Genomic DNA, 12,713 nt, shown 5'->3' with positions numbered 1-12,713 from the left:
GTTTGTGCAGCGCACGCGCCACCAATTCCTTGCCTGAACCGGACTCACCGGTGATCATCACAGTCACCATGCTCTGGCTCAGCCGTCCGATGGCGCGGAAAACGTCCTGCATGGCCGGCGCCTGGCCAAGCATTTCGGGCGCGGAGGCCATGCGCTCTTCAGCCACCTCTTCGCGCTGGCTTTCTTCCACTGCGCGGCGAATGAGTTCTACCGCCTTTGGCAGGTCAAACGGCTTGGGCAGGTATTCAAAGGCGCCGCCCTGGAAGGCGGACACCGCGCTGTCAAGGTCGGAGAACGCGGTCATGATGATGACTGGCAGGCCGGGGAGCTTTTCCTTGACCTTTTCGAGCAGATCCAGACCAGAGCCGCCCGGCATGCGTATGTCGCTCACAAGAATTTGCGGCCCTTCATCCTCCGTCGCGCTTTCCAGTGCGGCGAGAACTTCGCGGGGATTGGTGAAACTGCGCGTAGGAAGGTCCTCGCGGAGCAGGGCCTTTTCCAGAACAAACCGGATGGACTGGTCATCATCAACGATCCAGATCGGTTTCATGTAGTGCAGTCCCTTTTTTCGTGCTTTCMATGCAGGGCTTTCTGGAACCCTCTGCACGATCGCGTTATGTATCAATCATGGCTGAGAACACATTTCAAGGCAGCGGTATCAGCAGCTTGAAATCTGTACGGCCCGGCACACTGTCGCACTCAATCAAACCRTGGTGTTGCTGGACAAAGGTTTGCGCCAATGTCAGCCCCAGCCCCGAACCACCTTCCCGCCCGGATACCAGCGGATAGAAAATGCGGTCTTTGATGGAGTCCGGCACACCCGGTCCATTGTCGATAACATGCAATTCCAATGCCAAGCGATAGCGCTGCTTGCCAAAAGTTACCTGCCTGGCGATTCTTGTCCTGAAAGTGATGTGCGCATTGCCCGCCGCGACCCGTTCCGCCAAAGCCTGCGCGGCGTTGTGTGCGATGTTCAGCACCGCCTGAATGAGCTGTTCGCGGTCTCCGCGGAAATCAGGAATCGAGATGTCGTAGTCGCGCGTAACCCWCAAACCTTTTGGGAACTCCGCCAGGATCAAGGAGCGGACGCGCTCACACACTTCGTGAATATTGACATCGCCCACCAGATGCGGGCGGCGGTGCGGGGCCAGCAAACGGTCTACCAGCGTCTGCAGCCGGTCTGCCTCATGGATGATGACCTGGGTGTATTCGGTCAGGTCCTTGCCGATTTCCATCTGCAGCAATTGCGCAGCGCCGCGAATACCGCCCAGCGGGTTTTTGATCTCGTGGGCCAGGTTGCGGATCAACTCCTTATTGGCCTGCGCCTGGTCGATCAGGCGTTCTTCGCGCTCCTGCTTGGCTTGCTGCTCCAGCGGCAGCAGCTCCACAATCGCCTCACCCGGGGTGTCGGTTTGCGCCACCACCACATGCACGGGCAGCGGTTCGTGGTTCAGGCGCCTGAGCCACGCGTCGTAACGCAGGGCGGCAAATTCATTGCTGCCCGCACCCTCCAGCGCATTTTGCAAAATGAGCGGCTCGGTAAAGCAATCGGGGAGCTGTGAGCCTTCAATGGTCCGCCGCGAGGTGCCCAGCGCATCTTCCAGCGCGGCATTGGCAAACACCACGGTGCCGTTGGTACGCACCACTGCCACCAGCGTGGCCAGCAGGTCAAACGCCTGAAAGCGCGGGGGAAGTCCTTTGACCGGGACGGACGATAAAGCGACGCGGATGGAGGGCTTGTTCAAGCCGTCCATTTTCCTCCAGAAGCCGGCTTACTGGGACTTGCCGCGCTGGTTTAATTGGCGACGAGCGCAGCAGGCGGGGGGCCAGGCAGGCGGGAAATTTCGCGCTTCAGGCCGGCAATATCACTCTGGTTACGGGTGATGCTGTCCTTGAGCTCGGCCACGCGGTCCAGGTAACGCTGGTAGTTACGGCCTTCAATGCCCTGTTTCTCAGGTTCGCCGTTGTTGAATTCTTTTTGCTGCTCGGCCAGCTTGGCTTCGGCCTTTTTCAGTTCGGCCTCAAGGATGGCGCGCGAATCGTTGTCGCGGGCCCGCTGTTCGGGGCTGCCATCGGTGCGCGGGCCGCTAGAGCCTGCGGCCGCAGCCACGCGAACCGCGGCTTTGGGCACCGGCGTGCTCTGCATCACCGTCACATTGCCGCCGGACAACAGTTTGCAGCTCCGGGTTTGGGCGTCTTTTGTGTTGTTGATGTATTCAGGGGCCGCACCCCCGACTCCTGCACAGCGGTATACCTGCTGCGCCCATGCAGCATTCCCCGCGCCAGCCAGCAGCAACGACAAGGTAGAAAGCAATAAGGTGTGTTTCATAGGTACTCCCGATGCCCAATAAGGGCGAGGACGGTCTATCAGTATGCGGCAAAGGCGCCGAAATACAAAGCCAGCAAACCCACAACCGGCCGGGGCAATAAAAAAGGACGGCATCTGCCGTCCTTTTTTGACCACAAACTGTGTAAATAAACAGTAAGCGGTTGGGCTTTCGCCCCCCTGATTACAGGGAGTAGTACATCTCGAATTCGATGGGGTGGGTCGCCTGGCGCAGGCGGGTCACTTCACCCATCTTCAGTTCAATGTAGGCGTCAATCATGCTGTCGGTGAACACACCGCCCTTGGTCAGGAAGCTGCGGCCCACGTCAAGCGCGTCCAGCGCCTGGTCCAGGCTGTGGCAAACGGTTGGCACTTTTGCATCTTCCTCGGGTGGCAGATGGTACAGATCCTTGGTGGCGGCTTCGCCTGGGTGGATCTTGTTTTCCACGCCGTCCAGGCCGGCCATCATCAGGGCCGAGAAGCCCAGGTAAGGGTTCATCAGTGGATCGGGGAAACGCGCTTCGATACGGCGGCCCTTTGGATTGGCAACGTAAGGAATGCGGATCGATGCCGAACGATTTTTAGCCGAGTAAGCCAGCTTGACCGGCGCCTCATAGCCAGGAACCAGACGCTTGTAGCTGTTGGTGCCTGGGTTGGTGATGGCGTTCAGGGCACGTGCGTGCTTGATGATGCCGCCGATGTAGTACAGGGCGAAATCAGACAGGCCTGCATAGCCGTCACCGGCAAACAGGTTTTTGCCGTCTTTCCAGATGGACTGGTGAACGTGCATGCCGGAGCCGTTGTCGCCGACAACAGGCTTGGGCATGAAGGTGGCGGTTTTGCCGTAGGCGTTGGCCACGTTCTGCACGACGTATTTCAGGACCTGGGTCCAGTCGGCGCGCTGAACCAGCGTGCTGAAACGGGTACCGATTTCGTTCTGGCCGGCGCCGGCCACTTCGTGGTGGAACACTTCGACGGGGATGCCCAGCGATTCGAGGATCAGGGCCATCTCGGCGCGCATGTCTTGCGTGCTGTCGACAGGAGGCACGGGAAAGTAGCCGCCCTTGACGGTAGGACGGTGGCCGCGATTGCCGCCTTCGAGCTTGGCGCCGGAGTTCCAGGGTGCTTCGTATTCTTCGATCTTGAAGAAGGTGCCCGACATGTCAGTGTTCCAGCGCACGTCGTCAAAGATGAAGAACTCTGGCTCAGGGCCGAAGTAAGCGGTGTCGCCCAGGCCGGAAGCCTTGAGGTAAGCCTCTGCGCGCTGCGCGATGGAGCGCGGGTCGCGGTCATAGGCCTTGCCGTCGGCGGGCTCGAGCACGTCACAGCTCATGAACAGAGTGGTTTCTTCAAAGAACGGATCGATGTTGGCCGTCTTTGGGTCAGGCATCAGTTGCATGTCGGAGGCTTCAATGCCCTTCCAGCCGGCAATTGAGGAGCCGTCGAATGCATGGCCCGACGTGAATTTGTCTTCGTCAAAGTGGGACACGGGCACGGTCACGTGCTGTTCTTTGCCCCGGGTATCGGTAAAACGGAAGTCAACAAACTTGACCTCGTTTTCCTTGACCATTTTCATGACGTCTGCGACGGTCTTTGCCATCAAAATCTCCTGTTGCTGGATGGGTGGTTGAAAAATCTATTCGGGCTGTCGAATGCACTTTTTGTGCCACAGACATTGGCGCTTCAGTTTCCCGCCAAGCCCCGGATTGTGCCGTGATCTGGCTTCAGTTCCAGCCTTTGGCAGGCTGAAAATGCAAAAAACACCGGCCGACAACGAATGCACCATGATCGTGCATTAACATGGGCGCACAAGATTGGTGCAAAAAATCAACGCACCAACTCAGGGCCAAACTTCAGGTCAAATTTGTGCAGCCCGGCCAGCATGGCCGGATAGGCCAAATTGACCGCCTCGGGCGCGCCTTTGACGCCCAGTTCAATATGGCGGCCATATTCCGGGTGATCCACGCTGGGCAGGCTAAACACTTTCACTCCCGCATGGGCCGCTTCAATATCGAGCATCAGGGGCGTGAGCATGGCCTCCATGGACCCAAAAATGATCACCGACTTCTCGGTGTAAGGCGATTTTTGGTGCAGGTGGGCGTACTGGTTGTCGAGCACCCATTCAATCATCGGCCAGGCCATCACCGGGAAGCCGGGAACGAAGTGAACCGCCCCCTGCCCCGCCCGGCAGGTAAAGCCCGGAATCTTGTTGTACGGATTCGGAATAATCTCCGCGCCGACCGGAAACACGCCCATGTTCAGGCGGTGGATGTTGTCGTCGCGGTCAGGCTCGTAGGGTGTCCCCTGCTCTTTCGCCACATCCGCCATGCGTTCGAGGATCAGTGTTTTGGCCGTGGGATGCAGCGCAAGGTCAACGCCCAACGCTCTGGCGGCGCACTGCCGGGTGTGGTCGTCAGGTGTGGCCCCTATACCGCCGCAGGAGAACACCACGTCGCCGTTCTCATGCGCCGCTGCGAACGCGCGTGCCAGCGTGGCCGTGATACGCGCCGGATCGTCGCCGACGTAGTCGGCATAGGCCAGCTGCAAGCCGCGCGCACCCAGCAGTTCGATGGCTTTCGGCAGGTGTTTGTCGGCTCGTTTGCCGGAAAGGATTTCGTCGCCGACGATGATGAGGCCGAATTGTGGGGTCATGTTCAGGCTTGCCAGGTAATGGGTTCAGGGTTGTGATTCGGGCTTGCCGCCCAGCGAACCGAAGCTGGGCGCCGGCCCGGGGAGGGCATCGGGGGCCAGCTCATTTGCTATCGATTCAATAGCTGCTTGCGCAAGCGGGTCGGGCGCCAGGGCATTATTTTTCTTGCGAAGTTGTTCCAGGGCCGACAGCGTGTAGTGCGCAAACCAGAGCGAGGAAAACGCAAACACCAGGGTGTAGATCCAGATGGCCACCGGCACCAGGATGGGCGCCATGGCTACAAACATCGCGCCCGAGGCCCACAGCAGGCTGGGTGCCGCGCCCAGGTAGCCGCTGAACACACCGATCGCCAGCAGCGGCAGGCGATGTTCCTTGAATATCTGGCGCCGCTCTTCACTGCTGGCGTGGTCCACCATGGCGTCATAAGACATGACGCGGTAAGTCAGCCAGCCCCAGATCAGCGGGGGCAACACCAGGATCAGCGGGGGAATCAGCCAAAGCGGAATCGAAACGACCAGCGCCACCACGGCCAGCAAGGTCGAGCCCAGCGACCAGAACAAACTGGTGAACAGTGAACCGCCCCGTTTGCGCTCCATCTGGGGAAAGCGCCGTTCAGCCACCAGGGCCACCATGGCCGGTGTCATGAGCAGTGCCACGAAGAGCAACGCCACGATCACAATCACGGGGATCGCCAGGAACAGCAACAACGCCGGAGCCAGCACCGTGCGCAGGTCGCTCAGGCCGAGGCCCTCAAGCCAGCGCACCAGCGTGCCGACAAGCTCATAGCTTCCGATCTGCGACCGGATAGCTTCCACGGCATCGTTCCAGAAAAAAAATCCCAGGCCGAGCGAGATCACCACCATGATGATCAGCGGCAGGACGGACAACGCAATGACCCGCGGGTGCAGGCAATACATCGCGGCGCGCCAGAAGGCGTCTAGGAGTTTGCTCATGACCGACAGGATAACGCAGCCCCATGGCTACCGAAAACACGGCGGATGTCTTCAACCCAGCATGAGCCGCGGGACCGGCTTTGCCAGACCGCAGGCGGGCGGCCCCCTCGGGGGGGCAGCGCATTACACGAAGTGAAAAGCGTGGGGGCTCATGCTTCAGGCCCGGCCAAACAAGCGCTTGAGGCCCATCCATTGCTGCGACCAGAAACCTTTGCCGTAGTCGCGGTTGGCTTCGACCTGGTCGCGAATGCCCGTCGGGTCATAGCGCTGCTCAAAATTGACCGTGCGGAACAGCATGTCCCACCAAGGGAGCAGCACGCCGAAGTTGTGGCCCCCCAGCGTTTTGGGGCCATGGCTTTCGTGGCCAATGCCGATGCTGTGGTGCAAGCGGTGAAAGCGCGGGCTGATCCACAGGCGCTCGCCCACCTGCCCGAACCACATCCGCACATTGGCATGCTGAAAGCTTTCGCTGAGCTGGGTAAAGGCCACGATGGCGATGAACTGCCCCGGCGCCACGCCGATGAGCTGGGCCACCAGCACGACGATGGAGTCGACCAGGATGTCGTCCAGCAGGTGGTTGCGGTTGTCGCTCCACATCGTCATCTGCCGCTGCGCATGGTGCAGCGAATGCAGGCGCCACCACCACTCGATCTGGTGCTGGCCGCGATGCGTCCAGTACGCCACAAAGTCAAACACCACGAGGTAAATCGCGAAGCTGACGAGGGCGTTGTCCGTCACACCCGGCCAGAGCTGGTCTAAATGAAAAGTGCCGTAGCCGGCCGTGCGCAGCGCGCCAAACGCCTCGTCAAACCACGGGTCCAGCGTGAAAAACAGCGCGATGCGAAACAGGCCCAGCCGGTGGATCAGGGTGTAGAGCACATCGGTGCGTATGGTGGCCCGGTCCAGCACGGGCTCTACCGGCCGCCAGCGCTGCAGCGGGCCGACGATGGCCAGCAAGATCAGCACCTGGATCACGCCCACCATGAACCAGGCAGTGGCGTCGTAGCCGTCTTCCAGCAGGTTGCCCATGCCCAGCGCAAACATGGCCGGCTGCACGGCGGACTCAAACAGCCACTGCTGCGCCATTGAAAAGAGATCGCTGAACCAGTCCATGTGGCTTATTTTGAAGGCCTGGCAGGTGCCGGCGTGGCCTGCGACGCAATCCAGTCTTTGTACTGGGGATGTTCAGCCAGGGTCTTGAAGCAAAAGCCCCGCGACTGCAGGCCGGTGATGAGCGGCTCCAGCACGGCAGGCGCCCAGGGGTCCTTGCGCGACCAGATGCCCAGGTGGGCCAGCAGGATGTCGCCGGAGCGGATGTCGCGCAGCGCCTTCTTCAGCAGGAAATCATTGCCGAACCTCTCGCTGGCGAGCTCATCACCCAGGAAACCGGCGGGCGACCAGCCCACATGCTCAAAGCCGCAGGACTTGGCCGCTGCCAGCAGCGCGGGCGAAGTCTTGCCGCCCGGCGCGCGAAAGAGCGGCAGTGTTTTTTTTCCGGTGATTTCTTCGAGGCGCTTGCTGGACTTGCCGATTTCTTCGCAGTACTGCTTCGCCGTCCAGGTGAAGTCCTTGCCTTCCTGCGGGCCCGCAGAAGGCCGCATCCTGAACTGCACCGGTGTATCGGGTGCGCCGGGTACATCGCCCCGCCAGTAAACGTGGTCCCAGGTGTGCGAGGCAAATTCGTGGCCTTCACCCGCCCGCGCCTTCCACCAGCCAGCCCACTGTGTGCCCAGGCTGCCATCGCCGGTTTGCGTGCGCTCATTGGCGGCAAAAAAGGTGACCTTGACCTTGTGCCTGTTCAGCACGTCAGCCATCAGCGGCGCAACAGCCATGTGGCCAGTGTCCAGCGTCAGGTAAACGGGTTTGCAGGCCGCTTCGGCCGGCTGCGGCGCGTTTTGTGCGGATTTTTGTGCATTGTTTTTGCCTGTAGCCCATACAGGATGAGCGCAAGCAGCTACAAAAACGATAGCAAGCATCGTCTGCAACAGACCAGCCGTAGCGGCGGTCGGCGGGGACTTTTCAAGCAAGCCGGGGCCGCGGAACCGGCTTCGCCGGGCCGCAGGCGCAGCGGCCCCCCCGGGGGGCAGCGACCCACACGAAGTGGGGGAGCGTGGGGGCCTATCTAGCGGCGTGGTCAAGCGTCCAGACGCCATGGGGGCTCTTTCCAACATTGACCTGCCGGACGATCTTGTGGCTTGCCACGTCGATCACCGTGAGCTTGCGTGCCCAGCGCGATGTGACCAGTATCTGCTTGCCGTCGCGGCTCACGTCGATACAGTCAGGGCCGCCCGGCGCGGGGTAGTTGTCTACCACTTCCAGGGTCTGCAGGTCGATCTTGCTGATGCTGTTGGCCACGCGGTTGCTGACCAGCACATGGCGTTTGTCGCCGAAGGCGCGGAACGCGTGCGCTCCGGCACCGGTCTTGATGACCTTGGTGCGCTGCGGTTGCGCTCCGCTCACGTCATACACCTCGACGGCGTCGCCGCCGGTCAGGCCCACCAGCAGGTGCTTGTCGTCGGCTGTGCCATACACGTCGGCCGGTATGGATCCGGTCTTGACGCGCCACTTGATGGACTGGCTGGGCAGGTCGATGGCGATCAGCTCGTCACTGTCCTGCATGGTCGAATAAACCGTGGTGCTTTTGGTGTCTATCCACAGATGGCTCGGTGTCCGGCCGGTGGCCACGCGCCTGGCCAGCGTGATGTCCTTGCCGTCCCACTTGTAGATGTCGATGTGGTTGAGGCGGTTGGCGGCCGTGACAAACCATTTCATGTCGGGAGAAAAGCGCAATTGGTAGGGGTCGATGATGCCGCGCACCGTGCGCTGCACTTCAGCGGTTTTCGGGTCGATGAAGGTGAGCGAGTCCGACAGCGCGTTGGCAACAATCACCGACTTTTCATCGGGCGTGAGGTACAGGTGATGCGGCTGCTTGCCGGTGGCAATGCGTCTGGTTTCCGTCCAGGTGGCCGGGTTGATCACGCTGACACTGTCTTCGAGCGAGTTCAGCACAAAAACAGGCGTTGTGATTCCCGAAAGTGCGGCACCAGCGGCGGCCGTCTGGGCAAAGGCGGTGGAGCATGCCAAACCGGCAAGGGCAAGCAGCCAGGCGGCGGCAAAACGGACGAAAACATTCACAAAAACGGTCTTTCTACGTGCAACCGGCTAGTGTACCGGGCGTCAGCGATGGCAAATGCGTAAAGGTGCCCAAAAGTCCTCTGCGGCCCCTTTTCCCAACGCCAGATTCGCCCAATCGTTTACATCCTTTACGATGCAACGATGAATTTGATGGAGATCAACGGCGCGCGCCTGGAGGTCAGGCACATCGCCGGGCGCGTCGACCTCGCTCCGGTGGTTTTCCTGCATGAAGGCCTGGGCTCGGTCAGCCTCTGGACGCAGCGCGGCCTGGACTGGCCCCAGGCGGTGTGCACGGCAACCGGACGGGCGGGTATTGTGTATTCGCGACGCGGCTACGGGCAGTCAGAGCCCGTACCAAACGTACGCGGCGAACCGGCAGAGCAGAACGGCCAATGCACCGGCCGCCTGCTGCCCGACTACATGCACCGCGAGGCCTGGGAGGTGTTGCCCGCGCTGCTGGGTATGCTGCGGGTTGAAAACCCCGTGTTGCTCGGCCATTCCGACGGCGCAAGCATCGCCCTGCTCCACGCCAGCCGCCATCCGGTTTCGGCCTGCATCGCGATGGCGCCACACGTGCTGGTCGAAGACATCGCGGTGCAGGCGATCGCCCAAGCGACTGCTGCATTCGAGTCTGGCGGCCTGCGCGAGCGCCTGGCTCGTTACCACGCTGATGTGGACGTCGCTTTCTGGCAATGGAACGATGTCTGGCTGTCGCCGGCCTTTCGCAGCTTTGACATCCGGCCGGACTGCGCGCGCATTGCGGCCCCGCTGCTGCTCATCCAGGGGCTTGAGGATGAGTACGGCAGCATGCGGCAGCTGGACGAGATTGCACTGGCAGCACCCCATGCCCGGCAACTGAGACTGGCCGCCTGCGGGCACTCACCCCAGCGCGATCAGCCTGAAAAAACGGTTGAAGCGATCGCTGACTTTCTCAAAGACATCGATTGAGCCGTTTGGTAGTCGCTACGTTTTTCATAGCTGCTTGCGCTCGTCCCTATTGGTTTACAGGCCGATTTCATTTAAAAACAAGGCCTGAACCGTCATTTCAACGCGACGCAGGTGCTGCTCAAGCCTCTTTGACTTCGATGTGGTACGTCGCCCAGGGACACCAGGCAAAGCGCGCCGGCAGCGGCTTGGCAGCCATGTCGGGAAAGCGGTCCGCGTCATACACCGCCCAAAGCGGTCCCAGCCCGCCCAGCGCCATGGGTTGGCCGTCCAGATGGGTGGCAACGATGAAGCGGTATTTGCCAGCCTCGGTGGCGGTGACCTGGGCTGCGTAGCCGTCCACGGCGCGCAGGAAAAGCGTCGTCTTGTCGGTCAACTTCACGCCGGCAGCTTTCATGACATCGGCCAGCAAGGGGCCTTTCAGGGTGTGCGGCTTGCTGTCGTATTCCAGCGTCGGCTTGATGGTGACGGCCGGCAGCGCCGTGAGTGCGGCAAAGTCAAAGACATGGGCCTTGTCGAACTGGATTTTCTGCTTGCCCATCATCTGGTCGAGCACCGGGTCGAAGGCGCCGCGGTTGCCCCCACCGATCAGCCCGCTGACGGTCAACAGGATCGGGCCTCGCGACGCCTTGGGCGCGTGTTGCGCCAAGGCCAGCGACGGTGCGGCCACGGCACCGATTGCGGCGGCATTCAGGAATTGACGACGTGGGTTCATGTTTCCTCCGGGTTTGCTTTTTGCGAAGCTGGCAGCGTAACCGCTTGCCGCCGCGTCTGGATCAGGTTTTTTACCGGTTTCAGGGGGTTTTGACCGAAGGCGCTGAAATGCTGGCCATGTCCTGCGCCGTGAGCCAACGCCATTCGCCGGGTTTCAGGTCAGGCGGCAAATCCAGCGAACCAATGCGTGAACGGTGCAGGCCACCCACGTCCTCGACCCGGTTGCCCACCGCGGCAATCATGCGCTTGACCTGGTGGTATTTGCCTTCGGTAAGCGTCAGGCTGAGCTGGTTCTCGCCGGTCTTTTCGCAGCTTGCCGCACGAACGGGCTTGGGGTCGTCGTCCAGCACCACGCCGGCCAGCAGCCTGGCGACCTGCTTGTCGTCGACCGGGTGCTTGGCCCTCACCTCATAAACCTTGGGCACATGGTGCTTGGGCGAGCTCATGCGGTGGATGAACTTGCCGTCGTCCGACAGCAGCAAGAGGCCGGTCGTGTCCTGGTCCAGCCGGCCCACCGCCTGCACGCCGGCCGCTGCGCCACCGCCGCGCTGACGGATCGGCGCCGGTAGCAGGGTGTAGATGCTGGGGTAGGTGCTGGGCTTTTGCGAGCATTCGTAGCCCGCCGGTTTGTGCAGCATCAGGTAGGCTTTCTCGTGGTACTCCCAGGCCACGCCCTGCACCGTAAAGTGCAGCCCCTCTGCTATAAATTCCATAGCTGGTTCCGCACAAGGGACGCCCGCTACAGCCACAAAACCCTGTTGAACCAGCCCCGCGCACACGCGCCGCGTGCCAAAGCCCTGAGAGAAGAGAATTTCTTGAAGTTGCATGCTTGCCATGGGACCTATTGTCGCCGGGAGGCAGCGACGGGCAGGCAGCCGGGGAAACCGCAGGCCGAATGGCCAGAATTGCCACTTTGGCCGTTTCGAGCCACACCGGCCAGCTGTGCGCGCGTTTTCAGCCATGGCCTCCCCAAGTCAAGCCAGATCGCCCTGCCTGTTGACTGCGGTCAAGCGATTCCAGGGGCCGGCGTCCTATGATCTTTTTCGGAAAACGGTCAAAAAACAGACAACGGCAGAGAGACGGCGAAAGAGACTCATGGAATTTGAAATACCGGAATCCCTGGCCAACACCTTGCTGGGGATGATCAACGCGGAGTCGCCGCTGGCCCGGCGCCTGAGCGAGCACGGCATGTCGCGCGGCAAACGCGTGGTACCCAGCCGCCTTTTTGACCTCACCACGCTGAATACGCTGTACGGCCTGTGCCGGGCGGCCAACGAGCGCGAGTTGATGTTTCAAATGCTGGCGCTGGACAACATCCACGCCGCGCCGGCTGCGCGCAAGATCCCGAGCCTGGAGCAGCTGATTCCGGGCCTGATCGCCTGGCTATCGCGCGACATGATCGATGGCTGGCTTTACAAACGCGGCAAAGACGGCGTGCTGCTGCCCTGGTTGGTGCATTCGATGCGCTATGTGCAGCCCACCGACGGCTCGGCCTACGTGGTCATCGGCCTTCTGGCCAACACCGTGCAGGCCGCTGGGCGCGAGCCCATCACCGACCCGCGCATGCGGCGCACCGGTATGACCTACGGCATCAGTTTTTATGCTGACGACATCGAGAACCACACCATCCCCGAACTGATGACCGGCGACGGTTTCTACAAGGAATGTGCCGAGTTCAAGGCCGAATACGAAGCGCACGCCAAACGCTTCATGCAATTGCAGCCGAAGTTCGGCGCGCAGTTCACCATCTCGGGCGCGGCCTGGATGTCGGACGACAGCCCCCGGCCGCAACTGGAATGCCGGCGGCTGCAGGCCGGCACCAACGCGCGCTGCGTGAACGACGAGGAGTTGCTGGAGCGGCAGTTCGACACCACGGCCGACGCGACCTTCTGGCGCAAAAGCGGCATCGCCGAGGGCTTTGAGCGGGTGCCGCTGCACTGCTACCTGCATCTCTTTCACCTGGATTGGCATCGCAATCTGTGGGTGCATG

The 12,713-nt window shown here is 61.3% G+C and carries 12 protein-coding genes and 1 pseudogene; 2 read left to right on the top strand and 11 right to left on the bottom strand.

The genetic code is table 11. The features are described from left to right. From AC1D1X_RS05270 to AC1D1X_RS05230, 9 genes are all read right to left on the bottom strand, one after another. Positions 1–550, bottom strand: a 550-nt coding sequence (locus AC1D1X_RS05270; protein ID WP_477697933.1) for a response regulator, incomplete at its 3' end; no start/stop codon positions are given. 94 nt (positions 551–644) lie between these two features. Further along, positions 645–1,754: a nitrogen regulation protein NR(II) gene (glnL, locus tag AC1D1X_RS05265; protein ID WP_477697932.1), complete on the bottom strand. Its 1,110-nt coding sequence runs from the start codon at positions 1,752–1,754 to the stop codon at positions 645–647. A 41-nt stretch (positions 1,755–1,795) separates the two neighbouring features. Continuing rightward, complete coding sequence (locus AC1D1X_RS05260) at positions 1,796–2,329, bottom strand: hypothetical protein (protein WP_477667927.1); 534 nt, start codon at positions 2,327–2,329, stop codon at positions 1,796–1,798. A gap of 181 nt (positions 2,330–2,510) precedes the next feature. Next, entirely contained in the window at positions 2,511–3,926 is a 1,416-nt protein-coding gene (glnA, locus tag AC1D1X_RS05255) for a type I glutamate--ammonia ligase (RefSeq protein ID WP_431097519.1), read from the bottom strand. 227 nt (positions 3,927–4,153) lie between these two features. Then, positions 4,154–4,978: a competence/damage-inducible protein A gene (locus AC1D1X_RS05250; RefSeq protein ID WP_477667928.1), complete on the bottom strand. Its 825-nt coding sequence runs from the start codon at positions 4,976–4,978 to the stop codon at positions 4,154–4,156. A gap of 24 nt (positions 4,979–5,002) precedes the next feature. Beyond that, the gene (locus tag AC1D1X_RS05245; RefSeq protein WP_477667929.1) at positions 5,003–5,929 is read right to left on the bottom strand and encodes an EI24 domain-containing protein; all 927 of its coding nucleotides are present in this window, start codon (positions 5,927–5,929) and stop codon (positions 5,003–5,005) included. A gap of 156 nt (positions 5,930–6,085) precedes the next feature. Further along, positions 6,086–7,042 carry a sterol desaturase family protein gene (locus tag AC1D1X_RS05240; RefSeq protein WP_477667930.1) on the bottom strand — a complete coding sequence of 319 codons (957 nt, stop codon included), beginning with the start codon at positions 7,040–7,042 and terminating at the stop codon, positions 6,086–6,088. 5 nt (positions 7,043–7,047) lie between these two features. Next, positions 7,048–7,905 carry a polysaccharide deacetylase family protein gene (locus tag AC1D1X_RS05235; RefSeq protein WP_477667931.1) on the bottom strand — a complete coding sequence of 286 codons (858 nt, stop codon included), beginning with the start codon at positions 7,903–7,905 and terminating at the stop codon, positions 7,048–7,050. Positions 7,906–8,047: 142 nt separating this feature from the next. Further along, on the bottom strand, positions 8,048–9,064 hold the full coding sequence (locus AC1D1X_RS05230) for a YVTN family beta-propeller repeat protein (protein WP_477667932.1): 1,017 nt from the start codon (positions 9,062–9,064) through the stop codon (positions 8,048–8,050). 141 nt (positions 9,065–9,205) lie between these two features. On the opposite strand from AC1D1X_RS05230, the gene AC1D1X_RS05225 reads away from it, so the two are divergent. Next, positions 9,206–10,012, top strand: coding sequence for an alpha/beta fold hydrolase (locus AC1D1X_RS05225; protein ID WP_477667933.1), 807 nt, complete (start codon positions 9,206–9,208; stop codon positions 10,010–10,012). A 118-nt stretch (positions 10,013–10,130) separates the two neighbouring features. On the opposite strand, the gene AC1D1X_RS05220 is transcribed toward AC1D1X_RS05225, so the two are convergent. Both AC1D1X_RS05220 and AC1D1X_RS05215 read right to left on the bottom strand, forming a co-directional pair. Continuing rightward, positions 10,131–10,724, bottom strand: a complete 594-nt coding sequence (locus AC1D1X_RS05220; protein WP_457280071.1) for a putative pterin-binding protein — start codon at positions 10,722–10,724, stop codon at positions 10,131–10,133. 79 nt (positions 10,725–10,803) lie between these two features. Then, positions 10,804–11,550, bottom strand: coding sequence for a pseudouridine synthase (locus AC1D1X_RS05215; RefSeq protein ID WP_477667934.1), 747 nt, complete (start codon positions 11,548–11,550; stop codon positions 10,804–10,806). 268 nt (positions 11,551–11,818) lie between these two features. Between AC1D1X_RS05215 and AC1D1X_RS05210 the strand changes: the two are divergent. Next, positions 11,819–12,713, top strand: a pseudogene (locus tag AC1D1X_RS05210) (AAA family ATPase); the annotation flags it as partial.

It is taken from the genome of Polaromonas sp. P1_G4 (genome assembly GCF_056405475.1).
This window is presented reverse-complemented; position numbering and strand designations above follow the sequence as displayed.